General features: G+C 38.3%; 21 protein-coding genes and 1 tRNA gene. 13 read left to right on the top strand and 9 right to left on the bottom strand.

The window, feature by feature from the left end; genetic code table 11:
- Window positions 1-3 precede the first annotated feature (3 nt).
- From folP to SOI84_RS01110, 3 genes are read right to left on the bottom strand one after another with little or no spacing between them, the layout of a single operon-like run.
- A complete protein-coding gene (gene folP / locus SOI84_RS01120) occupies window positions 4-837 on the bottom strand; it encodes a dihydropteroate synthase (RefSeq protein WP_320674571.1) in 834 nt (277 codons plus the stop codon).
- 1 nt (window position 838) lies between these two features.
- Entirely contained in the window at window positions 839-1,567 is a 729-nt protein-coding gene (gene tpiA, locus SOI84_RS01115; protein WP_320674570.1) for a triose-phosphate isomerase, read from the bottom strand.
- A 36-nt stretch (window positions 1,568-1,603) separates the two neighbouring features.
- Window positions 1,604-1,873, bottom strand: a complete 270-nt coding sequence (locus tag SOI84_RS01110) for an RNA-binding S4 domain-containing protein (protein WP_414153600.1) — start codon at window positions 1,871-1,873, stop codon at window positions 1,604-1,606.
- On the opposite strand from SOI84_RS01110, the gene SOI84_RS01105 reads away from it, so the two are divergent.
- Both SOI84_RS01105 and SOI84_RS01100 read left to right on the top strand, forming a co-directional pair.
- A complete protein-coding gene (locus SOI84_RS01105) occupies window positions 1,845-3,587 on the top strand; it encodes an ABC transporter ATP-binding protein (RefSeq protein WP_320674569.1) in 1,743 nt (580 codons plus the stop codon). The two genes, SOI84_RS01110 and SOI84_RS01105, sit on opposite strands and share 29 nt — an antisense overlap.
- A 111-nt stretch (window positions 3,588-3,698) precedes the next feature.
- Window positions 3,699-3,926, top strand: coding sequence for a DUF6447 family protein (locus SOI84_RS01100; protein WP_320674568.1), 228 nt, complete (start codon window positions 3,699-3,701; stop codon window positions 3,924-3,926).
- Between the two features lie 18 nt (window positions 3,927-3,944).
- Here the strand turns inward: SOI84_RS01100 and SOI84_RS01095 are convergent, their stop codons facing one another.
- Genes SOI84_RS01095 through carB form a run of 3 tightly spaced genes read right to left on the bottom strand, consistent with a single transcriptional unit; the run spans window position 3,945 to window position 9,416 of the window.
- Window positions 3,945-5,342, bottom strand: a complete 1,398-nt coding sequence (locus SOI84_RS01095; RefSeq protein WP_320674567.1) for a sodium:alanine symporter family protein — start codon at window positions 5,340-5,342, stop codon at window positions 3,945-3,947.
- A 49-nt stretch (window positions 5,343-5,391) separates the two neighbouring features.
- Entirely contained in the window at window positions 5,392-6,069 is a 678-nt protein-coding gene (locus tag SOI84_RS01090) for a DUF3386 domain-containing protein (RefSeq protein ID WP_320674566.1), read from the bottom strand.
- A gap of 32 nt (window positions 6,070-6,101) precedes the next feature.
- Window positions 6,102-9,416 carry a carbamoyl-phosphate synthase large subunit gene (gene carB, locus SOI84_RS01085; RefSeq protein WP_320674565.1) on the bottom strand — a complete coding sequence of 1,105 codons (3,315 nt, stop codon included), beginning with the start codon at window positions 9,414-9,416 and terminating at the stop codon, window positions 6,102-6,104.
- A 111-nt stretch (window positions 9,417-9,527) separates the two neighbouring features.
- Here carB and SOI84_RS01080 point away from each other — a divergent pair, with 111 nt between their 5' ends.
- The 5 genes from SOI84_RS01080 to SOI84_RS01060 all read left to right on the top strand — a co-directional run bounded on the left by SOI84_RS01080 (window position 9,528) and on the right by SOI84_RS01060 (window position 12,141).
- Window positions 9,528-10,163 carry a DUF3318 domain-containing protein gene (locus SOI84_RS01080; protein WP_320674564.1) on the top strand — a complete coding sequence of 212 codons (636 nt, stop codon included), beginning with the start codon at window positions 9,528-9,530 and terminating at the stop codon, window positions 10,161-10,163.
- Window positions 10,156-10,524 carry a ribosome silencing factor gene (gene rsfS / locus SOI84_RS01075; protein ID WP_320674563.1) on the top strand — a complete coding sequence of 123 codons (369 nt, stop codon included), beginning with the start codon at window positions 10,156-10,158 and terminating at the stop codon, window positions 10,522-10,524. Before SOI84_RS01080 ends, rsfS begins: the two co-directional genes overlap by 8 nt.
- A gap of 7 nt (window positions 10,525-10,531) precedes the next feature.
- Window positions 10,532-11,032, top strand: a complete 501-nt coding sequence (locus tag SOI84_RS01070; RefSeq protein WP_320674562.1) for a CGLD27 family protein — start codon at window positions 10,532-10,534, stop codon at window positions 11,030-11,032.
- A 26-nt stretch (window positions 11,033-11,058) separates the two neighbouring features.
- The gene (locus tag SOI84_RS01065) at window positions 11,059-12,024 is read left to right on the top strand and encodes an asparaginase (protein ID WP_320674561.1); all 966 of its coding nucleotides are present in this window, start codon (window positions 11,059-11,061) and stop codon (window positions 12,022-12,024) included.
- Window positions 12,025-12,064: 40 nt separating this feature from the next.
- A tRNA-Met gene (locus SOI84_RS01060) sits at window positions 12,065-12,141 on the top strand.
- A 783-nt stretch (window positions 12,142-12,924) separates the two neighbouring features.
- Here SOI84_RS01060 and SOI84_RS01055 read toward each other — a convergent pair.
- On the bottom strand, window positions 12,925-13,380 hold the full coding sequence (locus SOI84_RS01055; RefSeq protein WP_320674560.1) for a class I SAM-dependent methyltransferase: 456 nt from the start codon (window positions 13,378-13,380) through the stop codon (window positions 12,925-12,927).
- A 1,794-nt stretch (window positions 13,381-15,174) separates the two neighbouring features.
- On the opposite strand from SOI84_RS01055, the gene SOI84_RS01050 reads away from it, so the two are divergent.
- On the top strand, window positions 15,175-15,930 hold the full coding sequence (locus tag SOI84_RS01050; protein WP_320674559.1) for a hypothetical protein: 756 nt from the start codon (window positions 15,175-15,177) through the stop codon (window positions 15,928-15,930).
- Window positions 15,931-16,146: 216 nt separating this feature from the next.
- On the top strand, window positions 16,147-17,799 hold the full coding sequence (locus tag SOI84_RS01045; protein WP_320674558.1) for a GMC family oxidoreductase: 1,653 nt from the start codon (window positions 16,147-16,149) through the stop codon (window positions 17,797-17,799).
- Here the strand turns inward: SOI84_RS01045 and SOI84_RS01040 are convergent.
- Together SOI84_RS01040 and SOI84_RS01035 are read right to left on the bottom strand one after the other, a co-directional pair.
- Window positions 17,780-18,046, bottom strand: a complete 267-nt coding sequence (locus SOI84_RS01040; RefSeq protein ID WP_320674557.1) for a DUF2811 domain-containing protein — start codon at window positions 18,044-18,046, stop codon at window positions 17,780-17,782. The genes SOI84_RS01045 and SOI84_RS01040 overlap by 20 nt on opposite strands.
- Window positions 18,047-18,419: 373 nt before the next feature.
- Window positions 18,420-19,445: a sirohydrochlorin chelatase gene (locus tag SOI84_RS01035; RefSeq protein ID WP_320675486.1), complete on the bottom strand. Its 1,026-nt coding sequence runs from the start codon at window positions 19,443-19,445 to the stop codon at window positions 18,420-18,422.
- A 152-nt stretch (window positions 19,446-19,597) separates the two neighbouring features.
- On the opposite strand from SOI84_RS01035, the gene SOI84_RS01030 reads away from it, so the two are divergent.
- The 4 genes from SOI84_RS01030 to SOI84_RS01015 all read left to right on the top strand — a co-directional run bounded on the left by SOI84_RS01030 (window position 19,598) and on the right by SOI84_RS01015 (window position 24,652).
- The gene (locus SOI84_RS01030) at window positions 19,598-20,866 is read left to right on the top strand and encodes an FAD-binding protein (RefSeq protein WP_320674556.1); all 1,269 of its coding nucleotides are present in this window, start codon (window positions 19,598-19,600) and stop codon (window positions 20,864-20,866) included.
- A gap of 31 nt (window positions 20,867-20,897) precedes the next feature.
- Window positions 20,898-22,475 (top strand): SulP family inorganic anion transporter, encoded by a 1,578-nt coding sequence (locus SOI84_RS01025; protein WP_320674555.1) that lies wholly within the window; start codon window positions 20,898-20,900, stop codon window positions 22,473-22,475.
- Between the two features lie 260 nt (window positions 22,476-22,735).
- Window positions 22,736-23,740 carry an amino acid ABC transporter substrate-binding protein gene (locus SOI84_RS01020; protein WP_320675485.1) on the top strand — a complete coding sequence of 335 codons (1,005 nt, stop codon included), beginning with the start codon at window positions 22,736-22,738 and terminating at the stop codon, window positions 23,738-23,740.
- 6 nt (window positions 23,741-23,746) lie between these two features.
- Window positions 23,747-24,652 carry an ABC transporter permease subunit gene (locus SOI84_RS01015; protein ID WP_320674554.1) on the top strand — a complete coding sequence of 302 codons (906 nt, stop codon included), beginning with the start codon at window positions 23,747-23,749 and terminating at the stop codon, window positions 24,650-24,652.
- The last annotated feature ends 38 nt before the right edge of the window (window positions 24,653-24,690 follow it).

Raw genomic sequence — 24,690 nt, 5'->3', positions numbered from 1 at the left:
AATCTAATTAAACATTTTAGGCCAAATTTTTCCTGCCATTTCAATTGTGTCCCGGATGGAAGCAACATCATGAACTCTAACCATTGAGATTCCTGATTGAAAACACCTACAAACAACTGCGGCTGTACCAAAGTTTCTTTTCAAAGGATCAGATTGATTTAAAACTTCTCCAATAAAACGTTTTCTTGATGGTCCTATCAGTACAGGAAAACCTTCAGAAACAAACATCTCAAGGTGTTGAAGAATAATAAGATTATGTTCTGTATTTTTTGCAAAACCAAGACCTGGATCCCAAATAATCTGTTCAACTGTTATTCCAGATTTAAGTGCCTTTTCTGTAAGTTGAAAAAGTTCATTAAGGACATCAACAACGACATCATCATAAGAGGCAAAATCATTCATTGATTGACTATCCCCACGACTATGAGTCAAAACATATGGGCATCTAACTTGAGCAACTGAACGAAGCAGATTAGGGTCTCGTCGACCACCACTAACATCATTAATCCAATCAGCACCCTCCTCTAAAGCCTTTTCTGCAACAACTGAACAAAACGTATCAACTGAAATTATTGAATCTTTATGAATTGAGCGAATTACCTTTAAAGCTGGAATTAACCTTTTTAATTCTTCTTCCGGCGTTATTTCTTTTGCTCCTGGGCGAGTACTTTGAGCCCCAAGATCAAGAACACTTGCTCCATTTTCAAGATAAAATGTTGCCTTTTGAAGGGCTTTCTCAGGATTTAGGCAAACACCTCCATCACTAAAAGAATCAGGAGTAAGGTTTATCACTCCCATTATTGAAGTACTAGTACCCCAGCCCTTAGGCCATTTCATTTCAAGCTTGGAAATTGGCTATACGCGCAAAACTTTGTGGTTCTAATGAAGCCCCACCAACCAAAACACCGTCGATATCACTCATTCTCATAAGTTCATCAATATTTGCAGGCTTAACTGATCCTCCATATTGAATGATCAAATCATCGGATCCCACCCATTCTCGAATCAATGAACAAATTCTGTTCGCCTCCTCTGATTCGCATGTCTTTCCTGTTCCAATTGCCCAGATTGGCTCATAAGCCACAACAAGATGAGAAGTTGAAATTCCTTCAAGGCCTTGTTCAACTTGCCTCCTTATAACTCTTTCTGCTTCACCCTTTTCTCGTTGTTCGTCAGTTTCTCCAACACAAACTATTGGAATAAGACCATTCTTCTGAGCAGATACTGCTCTCCGATTTATCTGCTCATCACTTTCACTAAAGTATTTTCGGGGCTCACTATGTCCAACAATTGCAAACTTCACTTGATGTTCTAGGAGCATTTCGGGGGAGACCTCTGCCGTAAAGGCACCTTTTTCTTCCCAATGAACATTCTGACTAGAAAGCTCAACAGGGGAATCCTGTAAAAGACTAGATAATGTTGATATGGCAGTAAAAGGTGGCGCAATAACTATATGGCGATCATCCGTGTTCATGCTCAACAAAGGTAAGAAGGAATCCATGAATTCCTTGGCCTGTGAGCAGGTCATATGCATCTTCCAATTTCCCGCAATGACCGGTTTACGCACTCTTCTCACCTCTAAAGAAAAATAGGTTTAAACAACTTAGGTTGTTGAAGGACCATTATCGGTCATGACAGCCTGATCATTCCCGAACACAATCCTGTCACCGGTCTTCAGTTGTCTACCCCGCCTTATCTCTATAAGGTCATTCACCCTGACTTTGCCTGACTGAATGAGATACTTAGCCTCACCACCCGTAGAAACCCATCCAATCCATTTCAGAAATTGATCAAGCTTCATATATGGAGAAAGAAGACAGTAATCACGTTGATAGTGTGACTTGATGAATTCATTTTCTAACGAAAGCTTCACCAAAATCCTTAAATTCTTAAGGCCTCACTTCCGTCGCTTGACATGGGGGTTAGTTTGCATGCTGATCTATGTGTGTTGCTGGCCAATCCTTGCATGGCTTGCAGGAAAACTCATACCTGCAATTGGGGAGGGAAATCTTCTTCATGTTGTAAGAGTTATTAGCTTTGCATTAGTTATTTTCCTTCTACAAAAGCTAGCCCAATTTGGTCAAGACACACTACTAGCCGGACCTGCACTTTTCTTAAGTCAAGAACTTCGACGAGACTTATTTAGGAAGCTACAAAAAGTAGACCTAGGTTCTTTACAGAAACTTTCCTCCGGAGATCTTACCTACAGGCTTACTGAAGACGCTGATCGGGTAGGAGAAGTTGTCTACAAAACTATTCAAGACACCACTCCCAGTGTGCTTCAACTAATAGCAGTATTTAGTTATATGGTAGTGCTTGATTGGCAAACATCACTGGCCACATTGCTTTTGGCACCACTAGTTGCTCTGTTAGTTAGTCAGTTCGGAGCAAAAGTACTTAAAGCTGCAGAAAAGAGTCAAATACAAGTAAGTGATCTTGCAGGATTATTAGGAGAAGCCATACAAGGATTACCTTTAGTTAGAGCATTTGCAGCCGAGTCATGGCTCCAAGAAAGATTTGATCAAGAAGTTGAACAACATAGGAAAGCTCGCTACAAAACCTTGAGATTGCTTGCTCTTCAACACCCTGTTGTAGGTTTTATTGAAGCTGCAGGTATTCTGACTGTCTTAGCAATTGGGACCATCAGAATTCAGAGTGGTGATTTAAATGCTGAAGGTTTTAGTAGTTATGTAGCGGCACTTCTAATGTTAATAGACCCCATCAGTCACTTAACTACAAACTTTAATGAGTTCCAACAAGGGAAAGCATCATTAAAAAGACTCAAAGACCTAGAAAATCAACCTCAAGAACCTTCTGATGTCATAAACCCTGAAACTTTAAAAATAGTCAAAGGTGATTTAAAAATTAACCAGCTAAGTTTCTATTATGAAGCAGGCAATCCAATTTTAAAGGAAGTAAATCTTGAAATCAAGTCCGGTCAAATAACTGCCTTAGTAGGACCCTCAGGAGCTGGTAAAAGTACGCTTTTTTCATTATTGCTCCGATTTATTGTTGCCCAAAAAGGGGAAATTCTCTTAGACAATCAAAATATCACACAAATCAAAGTCAGTGACCTTAGAAGACATTTTGCATTAGTACCCCAAAAGCCAACGGTATTTTCAGGCACTATTGAAGATGCCATTAGATTCGGAAGGAAAGCATCAAAGGCAGAAATAATTAAAGCTGCAGAACAAGCTAATGCAAATGATTTTATAAAGAAATTGAGTAAGGGTTATTCATCAAGAATTGAGGAAGGAGGTGCAAATCTTTCAGGGGGTCAGCTGCAACGTATTGCCATTGCCAGAGCAATATTGGGAAATCCTTCTGTGCTGCTTTTAGATGAAGCCACAAGCGCTCTAGACGCAGAATCAGAAGAAGCTGTTCAACTAGCGTTAAGGCGAGCAATGAAAGGCAGAACAGTTCTAGTAATTGCCCATAGGCTAGCCACTGTTCAAGAGGCAGATCAAATCATTGTGATTGACAAAGGCGAGATTTGCGAAAAGGGGACTCATGATGAACTAATAAAAAAAGCAGGGCGTTATCGCGAGTTATGTGAAAAGCAGATAATTCGGGACCTAGACAAATAAATTCAGTAAGACTAGAGATATAATTTCGTTGCTAAGTTCTTTAAATCTTCAACTCATAATTAAGCCCTGTAAAAGACCTAGCGAAATTAATCTTCACTTCATACAACCAACATGACTGACCAATCAACTAGAAGCCAAGACCCTATTCTCAACTTCGAGGGAAAACGCTATGACCTAAACCAATTACCAGATGAAGCGAAGGAGTTGGTAAGGGGAATGCAAGTGGCGGATGCTCAATTAAGGATGCATGAAGACACCTTAAAAGTATTAGCTGTAGGTAGACAGACTATTGCTATGCAACTAAAGGAAAAATTGAAATCTGTATCCCCCATCCAATAGAGAGAAGTAACTAGATCTTTATGAACCAAATCGGTATTGGCGAGAAAGTTTAAAAACAGTTCCAGAAAGTAGAACTAAAGCAATTAAGTTAGGCAAAGCCATCAATCCATTAAGAGTATCAGCAACTGCCCAAACGACCCCTCTATCTCCAGCTACTGAGCCTATAACAACAACAGCTACCCAAACCAACCTAAAAGGAAGAATAGCTTTTACCCCAAAAAGGAACTCAGTGCAGCGTTCTCCATAAAAACTCCAACCAAGTACAGTAGTGAATGCAAATACAACTAATCCAAATGTGACTATCCATCCGCTTCCATTAATTCCTGTATTAAAAGCTGCAATTGACAAATCTGAACCAGATATACCACTCTGATAAGCACCAGTAATAATAATAACTAATGCAGTCAAGGTGCAAATCAGAATGGTATCTATAAAGGTCCCAAGCATGGCAACAGTGCCTTGCTTTACAGGCTCATTAGTAGAAGAAGATGCATGAGCAATTGGAGCACTTCCTAAACCTGCTTCATTCGAAAAAATACCTCTTTTAAAACCCATCAATATTACTTGAACAAAAGTGCCGCTTGCAGCAGCTTTTCCTGTAAAGGCATTTGAAAAAATCGTAGAAAATGCATTTGGTAATAATGAAAAGTTAATCGAAATAATTAACAAGCAAGCAAACATATAAAGCAATGCCATAACTGGAACGATTGCTGATGCAGCACTAGCTATACGTTTTATACCGCCAATAATTACAACGAAAACTAATGTTGCTAAAACTATACCGGTTAAAAGTTTTGGTATACCAATGAGTTCGAGGGCACTGGATACTTCAAAACATTGAACACCATTGCCTATCCCAAAACCAGCCAACATCCCAAACAATGCAAATAGCCCTCCAAGCCATTTCCATCGTTCTCCAAGACCATTTTTGATGTAATACATTGGACCTCCAACTGGATTGCCCAATGGATCAAGCTCTCTGAAATGAACCGCTAAAACAGTCTCCGCATATTTAGTAGCTATACCAAAGAATGCAATAATCCACATCCAAAAAACTGCTCCAGGTCCACCAACAGCAATAGCACCTGCAACTCCAGCTATATTTCCAGTTCCAATGGTCGCAGAAAGAGAAGTCATCAAGGCCTGAAAAGGGGAAATCTGACCATTTTTCAAATCTGAAGTAGAACCTTGAAATAACATTCGAAAACCATAGGGAATTTTCCTTATTGGCATAAACCGCAGGCCGAACATATACAAAATCCCTGTTAGGGCAATCAAAATCAATGTTGGCCAACCCCAAGCGAAATTACTAATTGGAGAATTTATTGACTCAACAACCTTTTCTAAGTCCGATGATATAACTGCAATTTGCAGGGGTATTCCAGAAAGACTTGCGTTAATAGACACTTCGTGCATTAAAGACTGAAACAAATAGTGTCACAAGTGAATGAATGTGGCAAGATTCTCACGAATATAACTTCATTTCCCAAAATCTAAAGGCTTTAGTACTGGGAGAAGAATTTTGGTGAGAATCAACATCTATAATCCTTTTTTCCAGAATCCAAAAACCGGTATTTTCTAAATTTACAAATGAATCTGAAAAATGACTAATCCCACTAATCGGGTTACCACTAGAAGGATCAAAATATTGGCTGTTATATGTTTTACTTAAATAACCTTTACCAGTATTGATTATACTTTTTGTATATATCTTAATTAATTTCCCGTGAATATTTCGATGAACCATAGTAACGATATCATCTTTAATTCTATAGCGATCCCCTTTATTCTTTCCAGTCACTATTACTTCTTCTCCAACATTATTTATATTCCCCAAAGTAAAATTATTCTGACCATGAGTATCATCAAAACTCCTTCTTACTCTATGAATGGTAACTTCCCACAATTGGGATGTAATTGCCTTTGAAAGATTATCGTCAGAAATACCATGAACATGAATCTTTAAATCCGCATCAACAACAAAATTACCTTCAACAGATATGTCCTCCTTGCAAAAGGAACATCTACCCTCATAACCAGAAAAACCATAGTCCCATGTATATCGATTGTCATAAGCAGCACGAAATCTATCTCTGCAATCAGAACCAGGGATTAAATCTGTTTTTGGTAATGTGGATGCCACGTGTAAAGATTAAAAATTTACTAGAGAATAAGCTAATAATCAGAATGAATATCCTGAAGAGCTGCAACGGAAAGTTTCTGTCCTTGCAAGGCAGAAATTGCCTCAACAGCAGCACGAGCTCCTGCAAGTGTAGTCACAGCTGGTACAGAGTAATCCAGGGCGGCTCGGCGTAAATACTTATCATCATGAGCAGCCTGACGTCCTATGGGGGTATTTATAACCAATTGAATTTTTCCAGATCGAATCAAATCCTCAATATTTGGTCGTCCCTCATGGACCTTGAGAACAGTTTGAACATGTAAACCTGCTTTGATCAAAATATTTGCTGTGCCTGTCGTGGCAGTTAACTCAAAGCCAAGATCAGAAAGTCTTTTAGCAACGGGAACTAATCCCTCCTTATCGCGATCATGTGTTGAGAGAAAAACCGTACCTTGTACGGGCAATCCATCTCCTGCTGCTAACTCGGATTTTGCATAAGCCATACCAAAGGTATTGGCCGAACCCATCACTTCGCCAGTGGACCTCATTTCTGGGCCTAAAACACTATCTGCCCCAGGAAAACGCCTAAAGGGTAAAACTGCTTCTTTTATTGCTTGCAGAGGTGGCTCAGGCTCGGCTATCAAACCTATTTCAACAAGAGTCTCTCCAGCCATAAGACGTGTGGCTATTCCCGCAAGGGATAGACCCGTTGCTTTTGCCACGAAAGGCACAGTTCTAGATGCTCTAGGATTTGCCTCAATGATATAAACAACTTCATCCCCTTTATCATTTTTTTGAACCGCAAATTGCAAGTTAATTAGTCCAACCACCTTTAATGATAATGCGAGTTCTTCTGTCCATTTTCGAATTTGCCTAAGAGAGGAATTTCCTAAAGTTACTGATGGAAGACAACATGCCGAATCGCCTGAATGTATCCCAGCAGGTTCAATATGTTCCATCAAGCCTGCTATAACGACTAGTCCATTCCGATCACACAGAGCATCTACATCAACTTCTTTTGCATTCTGCAGATATTGGTCTATTAAAACAGGATGTTCTGGTTCGACTTTAACAGCCTCAGACATATATTCTTCAAGTTCGAGTTCATCAAAAACAACCTCCATTCCCCTTCCCCCTAAAACATAGGAGGGTCTTACAACTACAGGGTAACCAATTATAGAGGCGACAGATTTGGCATCTTTTTCCGTTCTTGCAATTCCGTTCTTAGGTTGTTTAATGGACAATCTCCTTAAAATTGCCTCAAACAACTCACGATCTTCTGCCTTATCAATTGACTCTGGAGAGGTTCCCCAAATCTTTGTTCCAAGTTTTCTACCAGCAGAAGATTTTAGCCATTTAAGTAACGGAATAGCAAGTTTCAAGGGTGTTTGACCACCAAACTGAACAATAACACCGTCAGGTTTCTCTATTTCTATTATATTTAAAACATCTTCAAGAGTAAGTGGTTCAAAATATAATCTATCGCTAGTGTCATAGTCTGTTGAAACTGTTTCTGGATTACTGTTAACCATTATTGTGGAAAAACCTTCTTTTTGGGAAGCAAATGATGCATGACAACAACAATAATCAAACTCTATTCCTTGTCCGATTCTATTAGGCCCTCCTCCAAGTATCATAACTTTTTTATTTTCATCAGGGAAAGCTTCAGTTTCAGCTTCTCCACAAGAAACATTGCCCTCAGAGTCTATGGACAGAATTGGTCTCTCATAACTAGAATAAAAGTAAGGCGTGTTTGATGAAAATTCTGCTGCACATGTATCAACTGTTTTATACACTGGTCTAATATTTTTTGCTTCTCGGTAGGCTCTAACATCCAATTCTTTAGAATGAGTTGCCCAAGCTATTTGCTTGTCTGAGTAGCCTAATTGCTTTACCTTTAATAGTACTTCAGCATCAAGATCTTTTAACTTTTTACCCCAAAGATACCTTCGTTCAGCATTTAAAAGATGTTTCAATTTCCCTAAGAACCAATAATCAATCCGACTTAACCTGTAAATCTCTTCATTAGTTTTACCTTTCAACATTGCTGACCTAATAGCCATAATGCGATCTGGCGAGGGTATTCTTAGCATCCGATCTAGATCAATCGAATCAATCTCTGGTTCAGGCCTATCGCATCCCCAACCTGAACATCCAATTTCTAGTGATCTCAATGCCTTTTGAAAGGACTCTTCGAAACATCTACCTATTGCCATAGCTTCCCCAACTGATTTCATTGATGTTGTCAAAACAGCTGGGCTTCCTCGAAACTTTTCAAATGCGAATCGTGGAATCTTTGTTACTACATAATCAATAGTCGGCTCAAAACAAGCTGGTGTTTTTCTAGTTATGTCATTAAGTATTTCATCTAAATTATATCCTACAGCAAGCTTGGCTGCTATTTTCGCAATAGGAAAGCCAGTGGCTTTACTCGCAAGGGCTGAAGATCTACTTACACGTGGATTCATTTCTATAACAACAACCTCTCCATCCTCTGGATTTACTGCGAATTGAATATTGCTGCCTCCAGTAGCAACACCAATCTCTCTAATAATTGAAATGGACTGATCTCTCAGACGTTGATATTCACGATCAGTAAGTGTCTGAGCTGGCGCAACTGTTATTGAATCTCCTGTATGAATACCCATAGGGTCTACATTTTCAATGCTGCAGACAATTACAACGTTATCGGCCAAATCTCGCATCACCTCTAACTCATATTCTTTCCAACCCAATAAGGATTTCTCAATAAGAATTTGACTTACGGGACTAGCATCTAATCCACTCTTGCAAATTTCAGAATACTCTTCAGGGTTATAAGCAATTCCGCCACCGCCACCGCCCAAAGTAAAGGCTGGTCTAATAATTCGAGGAAAGCTATTGATCTCTAATCCAACACTTTCCGCCTCTTCTAAGTTTGAAGCAATACCCGATGGACAAACCCTTACACCTATTTTTTGCATTGATTCCTTAAACAGTTTTCGATCTTCTGCCTTACGTATCGCTGCAAAATCAGCCCCAATCAACTCAACCCCAAACTTCCTCAAAACTCCATTCTCTTCAAGCAAAACGGCAAGGTTTAAGGCTGTTTGCCCTCCCATTGTTGGCAATAATGCGTCTGGCCTTTCAATTTCAATAATCCTGGTAACCACCTCCGGAGTTAGTGGTTCCAAATATGTTCGATCCGCCATATCAGGATCCGTCATTATTGAGGCCGGATTTGAGTTCACCAAAACAACCTCAAATCCTTCAGCCCTTAACGCTTTACATGCTTGAGTACCTGAATAGTCAAATTCGCAGGCTTGACCAATAACTATTGGTCCTGAGCCAAGAAGAAGAATTCGACGAATATCTGTCCGTCTAGGCATTGTTTTTGACGGTCAACCCCGACTAGCTTCCCACGCGACTGAATAATTGCCTAAAAAAAATCGAAATATGGACCCTTAGTCGCTAACTTAACTACAGGAGATTTCTAGACCATGAGCGAACTTCAGCGACTGAAAGGGTTGCTGCCGCCAGAAAATCAAAGCTGGGTGTTTGTCGAGGCTGCTGCTGCAGTCGATCCTCCCTTAATAACCCTTGAGGAAATAGGGCGTGACGAAGTCGAGATTCAAATTGACCTCGATCAATGGGAAACCCTTGCTTTAGACCACCGAAATTTATTGTTTTGGCATGAAGTGGGTCGAATCCAGAATGACACCATCCCGCGAGATGGCTGGGAGATGGCTGCTCTTGCCATAGGAGTAGGGGGGGCAATTGGCGAGCTTTGGGTTCAAGACGGACTTCTGCTTTTAATGGCACTTGGACTATCAGGTTTCGCAGGTTATCGTCTTTATCTCAAAAATAATTCTGAAAAACGGTTACAAGATGCAATAGCTGCTGATGAGAGAGCAATAGATCTGGCTTGCAGATTTGGATACAGTGTTCCAAATTCATATAAAAGTCTAGGAGGTGCTCTTAAAGAGCTAGTTGAACAAACCAGAAAGAAAAAGAAACGTGGTTTCTACGAGGATCGTCTTGAAGCTCTAAGAAAGAGTGCTAGTAAAGCAAGAGCCGAAATGGCTGAACAGGAAGGTTCTACGGAATCCGTAAGCAGCGAGAACGTTTATGGATAGCGAGTCAATAGCCCTATTGGCTGCAGAAGCTTGTGATGACCGAAAAGCAAAAGACATCCAACTTATTCGTGTTGAAGATGTTTCGTCATTAGCAGATTGGATAGTTATTGCTGAAGGCTTTTCTGATGTCCAAGTGAGAGCAATTGCTAAGTCCGTTGAAGACGTGTTGGAAAATAAAGCGAATCGACAACCTCTTCGACGTGAAGGTATTAACGAAGCAAAATGGGCATTAATTGACTATGGGGAGGTAATAGTTCATTTATTTCAGCCTAGGGAGCGAGCTTATTACTCTCTTGAAGCATTTTGGAGTCATGGGGAACGTAGACAATTTACCCCTACTCAAAATACCCTTAAAACATAACAACAAGATGCCTTCTCCTTACTGTCCAGTTCCAATAAATCAACAACCTCTTGAGGAATATAAAGAGCTCTCGGAATCATGGTTTTTTTCATGGCCTATTAAAAAAAGGTCAGGATTATATTTTTCATTATTCACAAGCTGGCTTCTTATACTTCCAATCAATCTAATCATTTTCGGAAGTAGCTTTTCACAAAACCAAAATCTAATTAGATTATGCCTAACAAGTGGAGTAATTAGTATTGGCCTGCCTATTCTCTTATTAATTAGATTATTAATAGGTTGGGATTATGTTTGCAAACGCCTAACCTCTATCGAAGTTGAATATGAAGAGACTGGATGGCAGGATGGTAATTGTTGGAAAAAACCAGAATCTTGGCTTCAAAAAGACCTCCTCATAGCACAACATGTAGTAAAACCAATTATACGAATCCTAATAAAACCCCTTATAATAACCAGTGCATTTATGACAACTGGAATACTTCTCTGCCAAACACCAACAATCCACTAAAACTATTTATGCAACCATATTCAAGTATGAATAATTCATTAAAGTACCCACAGGAGCATCTGCTGGTATACCTAAAAAGAGGTTCCTGTATTGAATCAGTGCATAGAGTTCATGCTGTTGTTTGTGATAATAAAGGAAGAAATTTAATGGCAGCGGGTGAAGCTAATCTAGAAACATTTATCAGATCTTCATTAAAACCTTTTCAAGCAATTCCTTTTCTAAGCAGTGGGGCTGCAGAACAAATAAATGCAGGGGATAGTGGTATAGCAATAAGTACTAGTTCTCATGAAGGTTCAACGTTACATGCAAGAGAAGTCTTCAAACTTTTGTGGAAATCTAAGATAGATGTGACTGCCCTTCAATGCCCAATTCCAAACTCAGCAACTAGTGCCCTTCAACATAACTGTTCTGGTAAGCATGCTGCCTTCTTAGCAACCTGCAAAAAAATGGATTGGCCTATTGAAACATATCTACTGGGAAACCATCCTTTACAAATAGAAATCACAAGACTCGTTTCTGATCTACTTAGATTGCCGGCTGAGGAACTTGTCGCGGCAAGGGACGATTGCGGCGCTCCAACATTACTACTTCGTTTGTCCCAAATGGCATTTTTATTCGCCCACCTTGGTGGATCTAAGCATGCTGAATTAGAACAAATAAGTAGATCAATGCTTGCCTATCCAAATTTAGTGGCAGGAGAAAAAAGGTTCGATACTAAGCTTATGAAGAATTCACATGGACAATTGCTAAGCAAAGGGGGGGCAGAAGGAATTCAATGTCTTAGTAGAGTTGGTGAGGGTATTGGGTTGGCAATAAAAGTCGAAGATGGGTCAAAAAGAGCTAAACAGGCAGTAGCACTCCATCTACTACGGCAATTGGACTGGATCACTCCAGGAAGGCTCGAAGAACTAGAGGAGGAAACCCTTTTACTAGCTCCCGGATTACAACTAGAAGTACAAGGATCACTTCAATTCCAGGAAAACAAGATATAACAGGAAGCTAAATGCACAAAGATGTATTATTGGTTTGCACCGCGGGGTAGAGCAGTCTGGTAGCTCGTCGGGCTCATAACCCGAAGGTCGGGAGTTCAAATCTCCCCCCCGCCACCAATTAAAAGCCTGTCTCAGACAGGCTTTTTTAATGCATATATTTACATATAGAGGTCCGAAAGAAGGTAGATATTGTATAAAGGAGAAAGCTTATAGATCCTAGGTATAACTTGAAAGTATTTTTCCTAACGAAAAGTCTGTGTACAGTTTTGTGTACACTCGACCTTCGGGTTCTTAGCCCGAATTAGCCTTCGGGCTAAGAACCCGACGCCCAAGAATAATTACATGATTCCTATCAGACTACGCTACTAGCAAGTAAAGATAAAGTCTTCAAAACCTTCTCATAACAACTATTTATAGGTTTTTCAAATTGATCATATCTTGCTAACCTATACAAAACTTGACAACCAAAAACCCTACATCAAACAATCCAAGTGTCCAAAAGAGAGTAAAAATTGGCAAGGTGTGTAATTAAGCTAATAAAATATTATTTAAGGGAAATATATTTAAATCTTTAATAACTATTGAGCGGTGAGTTAAATCTAACTTTTGATAATGGAATTAGGCTATAGGGACAGAATAATAACCTAATTAGTGCTTGGTACTACTGAGTTGTATAGCCATCAATCATGATTCATGGGATATGTATAGAATGGTGTATAACGCAATCAGGAATCAAGCTATAGCAGGGCTTTTAAGGAAATAGTGTAACCCTAATAACCCGAAGGTCGGGAGTTCAAATCTCCCCCCGCCACCAATCCGGATCCGATGTCAAGAGGACTAGCCCTAAGAGATTTATAACTAACCCAACAACAAACCAAAGGGGATGAATTTGAATTAAGTTTATTTTATTTTTTGTATAATTAACTGAGAGTAAACTTGAACTATTTTATAGCAACCTTTTTTTATACTTAAGAAAGAGTTGATAGCTTCTATTGGTCTGTCTTTTGGCGGGCGACCGTCAATCCAAATATAGTATTCGAATATCATAAGACCACCTATGGCCAATGCCTGAAAAGACTTAAAGGCATCAATTATTAGATCGTCTGGAACATAAGAACCATCAATATAGATTAGGTCAAAGTAATTCCTTTGCTGATTGCTCTCAAAATAGGAGTAGGAGGTTCCCTTGAATTTAGTAATTCTTTCATGAAATGGATAAGTATTTTTATTGAAATTACTTTCAATTACCTGAAGATCAAATTTATTATCATCACTATTCCATTCCCATGTATCAACACATGTTATTGTAGCATGAGGAAAATGGCTAAGAAAAAAACTGTTGATAAGCCCTCCCATGAGCCTATTTCTAAGCATTTTATTGACCCTTGACGAGATAATCCTAATGCATCAAAAGTTGTAATCCAATAAGGAATATTTGGAGTAAACCAGTCAGTACTAATATTTAATTTAGAAATTTGGTGTCGAAATTTTGCTATTTCACCTGAATATACTTTTACATTCTTCTTTTGTGTATATTTTGATAAGTAAAATTTCAAAATTACATTTATCGAGGTGCTACTAGCAATGAATTCTTTTAAGACAATTATATTTGTATTAACCTTATTGATTATATTCTTTAAATCAATCATCTCGTTAAAAACCTCTATTTTTAACTAGAAATCCAACATTAGTGTATAAAAAAGTAGAATATCAAGAAATCGTTACACTTGGATATGGACCTAAAAGCAGAGACTGATAGAAGATCTGCAATTATATATGAACCCTTATTTATAACCGTAAATCAAGTCACTCCTTAATCTGTAAACGGTCTCTTCAATCCTTGCAACAACGAAGGGAAGCAAAGTATGAACGGAACTTATTCTGTAAACGGTGGCAGAGGCGTAACTTTGTCTTCTAATTTTTAGTGTTACTTCTGAGCGGCTGAAGCCTGTGTCGCATCTGGTCTCTTTCGAATTCATTTTGCTGGTATATTTTAGCGGGTGTTGGCACAAATAAGAATGCAAGATGGGTTGTTACGTATAAATAAGAAGGAAAATATTGGTATCAGGAAATTCCCTGTAATCGACTGGTATTACTACCTTCGATATACTTCTTGTCCTATCGACCTTAATGTGTACCATTCAAATAAAAACTAAGTCATACCAAGTAGGTTAGGTTAAATAGTGCAATACTCATAACCCGAAGATCGGGAGTTTAAATCTCCCCCCCGCCACCAACTAAAATGCCAGTCTATGACTGGCATTTTTTATGTCTTTGACTAGTATTACGAGGATATTGCAAGGGGAACAGGTTCTGATTCTTGCCCAGTGTTTACGGGGGTTGCAGTTGCACTTTGCACAGCAATGTGAACAGCGGGCATCGGGTTGGAACCCGAATACCCGTAAAGACCTCAACTAGCAACTTGGGAGTCCACTGTGGACGCCCTGCACAGGGTAAATATAGGTACAAAATAAGAAACCAACTTCGAAAGTCCATGTACATAAAAATATTTAAGAAGGGAATTAAGTAAAAATATCTTTGTAATAATTCAAGAATTATAAAAACGTAAAATATCGAAGTAATTAGCTGGTATGACTTGTTTATATCAAGTAACTAGAGTTCTGATCGAAAGTCCCAAGGGAATAATAAATGCATACAGAAACGTGTAGAGTGCTCTGAAATCTAAGCTATATCTCGCTTTTGAGAAATATAAGCGAGACTCATAACCCGAAGATCGGGGGTTCAAATCTCCCTTCTCCCCCCAACAAAATAAAAAGCCAGTCTATGTTTGGCTTTTTTGTGTCTATAAAAAGTTTCTAAGTTATAAGAAAATTTCCTAATTGAGGAATACAGAAATCTCACTCTACTAGAAACGTTATAAGAATCACAAATAAGCTCTATAGTTAACCGTTAATATCTGCTATATGATCTCATCATATATACAATCTAACGTATAATATAAATACCTAAGCAAGACATTGACGGTTTATGTTTTCCTTTTAATTAGAAGGTAGATACTCAATCAGATGATCACCAAAAGTCGTTTTGTAAAATTCTTGTGATCGAATAATAGAGTTTATAGATTGAATTTGTTGAAAAAGATATCCTAAGGGTTAGTATGGTTTTTTAACTGTCTGAGGCATTATTAAAATGAGAGGTCCAATTATTGATAAGGTTAAGAAAACATTTATAGCCAATTTATACATATCATACAAATCACTATGGGCAAAGCCCATAGCTCAAAATAACGAAGAAACAATAATAAAAAGACTTCTGTTTAGATACGACGTTCCGAAGGTATTTATAGAATTCGGATTCTCTGGGTGGGAGTTTAATTGTGCTTCTCTAACTAAAACATGGCAAGGGTTACTATTGGATGGAGATGAATACAATACAAAAATTGCAAATATCATCTTCAAGAAAAATATTACTTCTAAAAAAATTTGGTTAAACTTAGAAACTTTATCTACAATTAAAGAGTGGGCCTCTGGGAAAGAAATCGGCATACTCTCTGTAGATGTCGATGGAAATGACTACTGGTTTATCCAGAATTTAATTGATATAAGTCCTTCTATTCTCATAGCAGAATATAATTCCTCCTTTGGCCTAAGACCAATTACTGTACCATATGATCCTGATTTCAATAGAGAGGAAAAACATCCAACTTGGACATATTACGGTGCATCTCTTAAGGCAATTACAAAATTGATGAAAAAGAATGGTTATAGCCTTATAGAAATAGATACCTCTGGTGTAAATTGCTTCTTTGTTAGAGATGATTTAATAACATCAAATGACCTCATCCTAGAACCAGAGACTAGCTTTAGAGAAAAGTTATTTATGGATGGATCACGATCAGAACAGCAATGGGAACTAATTAAAGATATGGAATATATATGGGTGTAAGTTTAAAAGAGCCAATATTTCATGAAAACTTTTTATGGTACAAGAGCTAACTATTTTGTTTAGAGTTATTGATTTATTCTTCTGTACTCATAATTAAATTTATAAGAATTTGAGCATGATTTGTTTACATATTTTAGTTCCAAGCATAAGACTAACCTGACCAATAGATAGTTTTCATGTAAACTTTAAAAGGCTAGATTATAAAAAGACAGGAAATTGGTAACTAAAGACTTTGAAGCAATTGTAATTGGTTCTGGGGCTACAGGTGGAGTAGCTGCTCTAACCCTTGCTGAGGCTGGGATTAAAGTACTAGTTATAGAAGCAGGTCCTAATTACTCATCCCAAAAGGCAATAGGTTCAGAGCCCTGTAATTCATTTAGACGCATATCAAGTCTTTTAACAGGAGAGCATGGACAACAGTTGCAACACCCTGGTTTCTGGAAAGCAAATCCATTGCTTTTCGCTAAAAAGAAAGATAATCCTTATCTTTTTCCACCTAGTCATCCCTATATATGGACTCAAGGCAGACAAGTAGGTGGCAGGAGTCTTACTTGGGGAGGGATAACTCTTAGACTTTCAAACCAGAATTTCACCTCCGCAGAAGTTGATGGCTTTGGTCCCAACTGGCCTATAAAGCATGAGGATCTGGATAAACATTATTCCGCGTTAGAAAAACTCTTCAAAATACATGGAATGAGAGATGGCCTGCAAAACCTCCCTGACGGGGAATATATATCACCCTTACCATTGACTAGCAGTGAAAAATCATTTGCTTCTAAAATTCAAAATGATCTTGGATATAAACTAATTAATTCTAGAGGGTTTGGTCCACATCAACCATCTAAAAAAGAACCATGGCCAAAGTTTAGTAGTCCTGGCAGTACTCTAAGAAAAGCTATAGCGACAGGTAATGTAGAAGTTCTATGTAATCATATAGTTGAAAAACTAATAATGAATAACGAAAAAGATAAGGCAAAAGGAGTCTTACTAATAAACATATTAACCAATAGCAGAATAGAAATAAAGGGTAAATTAATTATAATGTGTGGCTCGACAATTCAAACATTGAAAATCCTACTTAATTCTGAGGAAACTAACCATTCAAATGGATTTGTTGACCCTTCAGGCATGTTAGGTGAGAACTTGATGGATCACATATCTACCTGCCGTTTCTTTGCAGTACCAAAAACTAATGCAGACCATACGAATAATGTTGATTCAAATTATACTCTTTCCGGGGCAGGAAGTTTTTTGATTCCATGTGGGGACAAAATTCAAAATAACAACTCAAAAAAATTTATTAGAGATTATGGGATATGGGGAGGAATTGATCGTTTCAATATCCCCTCTTTTTTAAGAAAAATTCCTGAAACTACAATAGGTTTTCTAATTGGGCATGGAGAAGTTCTTCCACAGAAAAAAAATAAGGTAACCCTTTCAAATGAACTGGACAAGTGGGAAACACCTATCCCTTTTATTGATTGTTGCTGGGGAGAGAATGAACTTTTAATGGTTTCAGATATTCAAAAGACTATCAATCTAATGATAACTAGTGCAGGAGGCAAAATCCTGCCCCTTCACGAGCTAATAAATCTCCCTTTTTTAGAACCAATTCTCTCTGGTGCAATGGCGCTTCAAGAAGGAGCCCCACCTCCTGGCTATTACATTCATGAAGTGGGTGGGGCTCCCATGGGAAGGGAAGAAAACTCAAGCGTTGTAGATCCTATTAATAGGCTTTGGAGATGTTCAAATGTGCTTGTAGTAGACGGCGCTTGTTGGCCTAGTTCCGGTTGGCAGAGTCCCACCCTAACCATGATGGCAATTACTCGAAGAGCTTGTTTAGAGGCAATCAAGCCTCGGAACGCGTAAACAGATCATTTAAATACGATTCTGTAACTGCTCTGTCGCCGCATCCATTCTGGAAAAGAAAATTTGCCAATGCCGAGCTCATAACACGGTATTGGTCCCAGGAAGGATTAGAGCTAATAAAATCTTTCATTCCTAAATAAAGAACTTCTGGTATCTCAGTTTCAAGGCTGACATACTCAAATGGCCCAGTCCCACAATCAATTCCGTTATTGATCTCAACACAACGCTCCAGATGACTGCGATCCATAAAATAATTCCAAATCTGAGTTCTTTCGTAGACAAGGATCCTCAAAACCTGGCTATACGTCAAAGCAAAATTGTTTTTGCAAAATATACGCGAGACACACCAAGACTCATTTATTAGCAGTGCTTGTACTTAGCAGAGTGAACAAACGAATCGTCCGAGCAAGAAAATGCCCTCAATGTCAAGTTCTTTTTGAACCTTTCAAGGAAAACCACAGCTTTCCCATGCTTACAGCTGAATTCAAAAAAAAAAGTGGAAAAACCCCTTAAAACCTGTGGAAATCCCTCTGCAAAAACACTAAACAAAATCTCATAAGCCTTCTTAATGGATCACGAGTCCCATGCGACTCAGAATAGATAGAGACGGTTGAGATCACCTAGACCTCTTTAGATTCTCCTGAATTGGGGGGGGTTTTAAAGCTGGAAGGTCCTAATGGATGTTCTTTATGAGGATATTTCGAATGAGAATGACGATGATGATGCGAGTTTTCCAAAACTGCATCCGAAATTTCTTCACAGGCTCCTGTGCATTCTTCCTCGCAAAGATTGCATGTTTCAGCAAGCCCCTCTACATGATGATGATGGCTTTCCTGCGGAAGGCCTACTTCAGATTCAAAACCCAATAATTTATCCCTGTACTTACATAAAGCACAATTCATAACTGCTTCACCGCTATAAGCTTCCTCTATGCGCTCTATAAAGGTATCTACGACCGAATGATGGCTACCTAAATAACCGGCCGAAAGAAATTCAACATTTGAATTTTCATTTGCAACGTTTGCTGTCTGCTGTCTTATACGACTTACTAAAACTCCAGAAAAAAGAAAATAAGGCAAGACTATGATTCTCTTAAAGCCAAGTTTTACTGCTTTCCTTAAGCCAGGTTCAACTAGGGGAAATGTAACTCCTGAATAAAAAGTTTCACCCCAACCAAAACCAAAGGCCTCTATTAACATTCTCGTGACTTTTGCTACGTTGGAATTAGCATCTGGATCTGATGATCCTCTGCCAACAACAACAAGCATTGTCTCAGCGAATGGAATCTCAGGAGCTAATGCAATTGCTTCTTTAATTCTTTCACCTGCGGCCTCAATCATTAATCTATCTACACCCAATTCACGTCCATAATCAATTCTTAGACCTGTATCTGATGAATAGGTGTTTAAAACAGAAGGTATGTCATTTTTTGCGTGTGTAGCAGCAAATAGCATCGCAGGGATTGCTAAAACTCTTTTTACAGATTTTTCACGCAACTTATCAAGACCTTCGCGAATAATTGGCCTAGCAAATTCAAGATAGCCGTATTGAACCGGAATCTTAGGGATCCTTAGCCTTATAGCGTCGACTAGTTGAGAAAACTCATCTACAGCAATACGATTTCGACTTCCATGACCGCAAATCATTATGCCAAGACGACCATCGGCTTGATCTCTAAGTAAATTACTCACAATTTCTTCTCAATTTAAAAGAAAGTATATCTTTATAGATAATAGAACTCTTTCATGAAGAAAGATACGATAAACAGACACTGAAAAAAGCCTTCAAGAAGAATCTTGTGAATTTCCCCAATTCTTTAGCAGAAGATTGTGAAATCGCTGGCAGTCTCACAACTGTCGACAAGACTCTACAAAAGCTTCTCAAAGAACAACAAATTAATCCAAGGCCATTAATGGTCTGCAGTGGTGGAACTTCAACACGCTGTGCAATGGAAGGGCATTGGACACTTGATCTAAGGAAATGTTGTCAGGAACTAGTTTTCAATCCCCAGGAAGCAGTAATTGAACTGGGGGCTGGACACACAATGAAAACTCTTCTAAAAGAGCTGCTTTTGTATCATCGATCATTCCCAATAGGGCTATCAGATCAGACTGGGATGGGTTATATCCTCACAGGGGGCATTAGTCCTTTAAGTCGTTCCCAGGGTATTGCTGTAGATCAAATCCTAGAAATAAACGGTATCTGGGGGAGTGGACAAAACTTTGTAATTTCTCGACCAAATGTAACTGCTTCATATTTAGAAAAAAGACAGTGGAAAGCTTTAAGTGGAGCAGCACCATATCTAGGAATTATCACAAAGATAAAACTAAAAACATTTCCAATTAAACCTCTCTGTGTATGGAAATCAGAGGTTAACAAAGAGGAGCTCTCTGAAATAATACAACATGCTGAACAATGGCCCTTTTCAATAAGCCTACAATGGACATGGGGAGAAATTATCACTACATATGTTGTATCAACTAACCCAAAAGATGAGTTAATAAATACCTTAAAAAAAGTATTTAAAGGGTTTAAAGAAATAAATCAAGAAGAAATATATGAAATTAGCGGGTTACATCAACTTCCAAGTTTTTCACAAACGAATTTTGAACCTAACAAGTACAAAAATCGAATTCATTCAGAAGTTCTTGGACTTCTAGGGCCAGAATGGCGAGGCTCGTGCAATGAAATCATTACATCTCTTTCCCAATTAATAAAAGAACGTCCACACCCAAACTGCCAAATATCATCCCAGCAGTTAGGAGGGTTTAATCATCACAGCAAAGAGAGTTCCTACTCATTCATTGACATAAATTCAATGTGGAAACCTTGGATAACAGCAAGTTGGACGAGAAGAGATTTTAGAACCAGAAAAGAAAGTTTCCTATGGCTAGAAAAAGTGTGGGATACACTCAAGCCACACTGCCCAGGTGTACACATGGCACAAATGCACCAACACCTTGACTGGCACGAAAGGGAACTCGAATTAGCCTTTGGGGATTGGCTTCCAAAACTACAAGAACTAAAGACCATTTACGATCCCAATGGGCTCCTTCCACCTTTGTGATGTACCTTCACTCAAGCAGAGCACTAATTAAGTGAGCAAAAATTCCAAAACTAGAGCTATTGACCAATGGATTCAAAACCCTAGGAAAGATCTCCTTTCAGGATTGGTAGTAGCATTTGCAATGATTCCAGAAGCAATTGCCTTTTCTGGAATAGCTGGAGTCGATCCACAAGTTGGGCTTTTCGGAGCATTTATTCTTTCGGTAACAATCGCTTTTGTCGGTGGCCGGCAAGCAATGATTACATCCGCTACGGGATCCACAGCTCTCTTGATGACGGACCTCGTAGCAAGAGGAAATGCTCAGGGTGAGGGCCTTGGGCTTTCCTACCTACTGGCCGCAGGAGTACTAACGGGTATCTTTCAAATCCTTTGGGGATACTGCCGCCTGGCATATCAAATGAGGTTTGTCCCTACTGGAGTGCTTAGCGGATTTGTAAATGCGCTTGCTTTATTAATCTTCCAAGCACAGTTACCCCAGCTAGGAATAAATCTTCATTATGGCGAAAAGGTCGTTAAGGATGGTGTCGGAGCTGTATTGCCACATGGTGGACAAATATTAACTATTTGGTTACTAGTCACAATAGGCTTGATTATTATTTATGGTCTACCAAAATTAACTAGACTCATTCCATCTCAGTTAGTTGCAATAGTCTCATTAACATTAATAAGTATTGGTTTTGGGTTGGATATTCCTACAGTAAAAGATCTTGGGCAACTACCTATAGGGCTACCATCATTTACTCTACCCTTTGGGAATTTTATTGATGGTAGGGTACCACTAAGTATTGAAACTGTAGGAATTGTTTTACCTACTGCCTTTGCTATTTCTTTAGTAGGTTTAATGGAAACATTCCTAACACAAAATATACTTGATGATATAACAGATACCAACTCTAATAAAGACGTAGAGGCAAGAGGGCAAGGTATTGCAAATATAGTTTCGTCATTCTTTGGTGGAATGGCTGGTTGTGCCCTTGTAGGTCAATCAGTCATGAATGTAGAGAATGGTGGTAGAACCAGACTATCAACTTTCTTTTCAGGGATAAGCCTATTAGCAATGATTCTCCTATGCAGGCCATGGCTAGAACAAATCCCTATGGCTGCACTTGTTTCAGTAATGATCACAATTGCTGTAAGCACAGCAGACATAAATGGATTAAAAAATATTAGAAGGATTCCAAGAAGTGATACAAGCGTAATGTTAATGACATTCTCTGTAACCATGCTGACGACTCCACATAATCTAGCTTTAGGTGTACTTTCTGGAGTTGCCTTAGCAGGTATTTTATTTAGCAGAAAGGTGGCAAAGGTGATAAAAGTAAGTTCAAATAAGGTAAACCTGAACGAGATACATTATGAGGTTAAAGGTCAATTATTCTTTGTTAGTAAAATATATTTTCTTCAAGGTTTTGATGTCCATGAACATCCTGCTAGAGTTGTTATAAACATGTCGGGGGCACATATATGGGACCAAAGTGGGGTAGCAGCACTCGACCAAGTGATAAAGAAACTTAGCCAAGGCGGTTCTGAAGTTGAGGTTATCGGCCTTAACGAAGAAAGCCTTGACCTATTTGAGAGATTGGGTGGGAAAGAAACATCTCATGCCTAAGTTCATCAAAGACTTATCATCGACTTCCAAAATGAGGAAACATTTAACCATAGTAAATAATATGTACTTCTATTTTGATTTTGAAATTAATCTATTAAATATTTAAATAGAGTGTATTCTGAAGAAACACATGAAAAATCAGGAGATTCTAATTGAGTCATCACACTAGTAAAGAAAAAACAAACCTAGATAATACAAGTAAGGACAATCTATTACCAAAAAGTTTCCAACTAGGTGCTTTAGCACTATTTGCATTTACACTGTCGAGCTGTGCAAGCCTAAAGAGCGTAGACACATCAAGATTAGATCTAATAGAAAAAAGAAATGAACTAATTTGTGGTGTGAGTGGAAAAATCCCAGGCTTTAGCTTTCTCAAAAAAGACGGTACATACCAAGGCCTAGACATCGATATCTGTAGAGCAATGGCAGCTGCAATTTTAGGGAGCAAAGAGAAAGTACGGTTCAGGCCACTAACTGCTACAGAAAGGTTTACAGCAATAAAAACTGGGGAGGTCGATCTTTTATCGAGAAATACAACTTTTAATCTTAGTAGAGATTCAATTGGTGGAAATGGGTTGACGTTTGGGCCTGTTGTTTTTCATGATGGGCAAGGTTTAATGGTGAAAAAGATTAGCAAGATAGAGAAAATAGATAATCTTAATGGTCGTAATATATGTGTCGGATCAGGAACCACAACCGAACAAAATCTGAATGATTCATTTCAAGAAAAAAATATTTCATACAAACCAATAAAGTATCAGGATTTAAATCAGGTTGTAGCAGGATATCTCCAAGGCAGATGTATAGCTATGACATCTGATCGCTCACAACTTGCAGCAGCTAGAAGCTCGTTTGCTAATCCTAATGATCATGAAATCCTAGACGAAGTACTCAGTAAGGAACCTCTTGCTCCAGCATCGATAGGAAATGATGAAAAATTTAGCGATGCAATTAGATGGGTGATTTATGCACTATTTGCCGCTGAGGAGAATGGAATTACTCAATCAAATATTGAACAAAAACTTCTTCAAGCAAAAAACAATTCGAAATTATCTTCACAAAGACGTTTTCTTGGTATAGATGGTGAACTCGGAAATAAACTAGGCCTTCGAAATGACTTCGTAGTTAAAGTAATCAAAGCAACTGGTAATTATGGGGAAATCTATAACCGACACCTTGGTAAGAATAAAACTGTATTTATACCAAGAGGATTGAATAATAGTTATATAAATGGAGGATTAATGATAGCTCCTCCACTAAAATAATAAAAGATGAAAGTGACTAAAAAACATATATTTAGTATAGGAGCCTATTTGATAGTACTTATATTAATTACTCTTCTGTTAAACAACCTAGTCGTAAATTTAATTCGAACAAACATGGGTATAAGCTTTAGTTGGCTGCTAAAGCCTGCTGGATTTGCGCTATCAGAATATTCTATCCCTTACAAGCCCTCCGATAACTATGCATGGGCCCTTCTAATTGGTTTCATAAATGCTTTAAAGGTTATTCTGGCAAGTTTATTTCTTTCTACTTTTATTGGTACAATTGTTGGTATATCGGGATTCAGTGGCAACCTACTTCTAAAGAATCTATCTAGATTATATATTGCACTTATAAGACAAATACCTTTGCTTCTGCAATTACTATTTTGGTATTTTGTAGTTATATTAAACCTACCCAATAACCCCATATCCATTATTCTTCCAGGAATTACTTTATCCAATAAAAGCATTAATCTCCTTGGCATATTCCTTACTCCTGAATTCACAGCTTTAATGATTGGCCTAAGTGTTTTCACAGCTGCGTCAATAGCTGAGGTTATAAGAGGAGCAATTAATGCAATAAATACTGGTCAGTGGGAAGCTTTTAAAAGTCTAGGTCTTTCCTTTAATCAAGGCCTAATATCGATAATATTACCACAATCGCTACCTGGGATCATTCCAGGTTTAACCAGCCAATATCTAAATCTTGCAAAAAATAGTACTCTTGCTATTGCTATAGGATATTCTGATATATATGCAATAGGTGATACAACAATCACACAAACAGGTAGAGCTATAGAAGGTTTTACAGTTCTTCTGATAAGTTTCCTTATGCTAAACCTAATAATCACTAGATCCATGGAGATGCTTAATAAAATTTCTATGCACTACCAAAATGACAGGAAATTATAGAAAGGTGAAACCTAAGAATCCCAAAAGTAGAATAAAAA

Origin of the sequence: Prochlorococcus sp. MIT 1341 (assembly GCF_034092415.1) — a bacterium.
Taxonomy (GTDB): domain Bacteria; phylum Cyanobacteriota; class Cyanobacteriia; order PCC-6307; family Cyanobiaceae; genus AG-363-P08.
The sequence above is the reverse complement of the archived record's forward strand: the minus strand, read 5'-3'. Positions and strand labels throughout refer to the sequence as shown.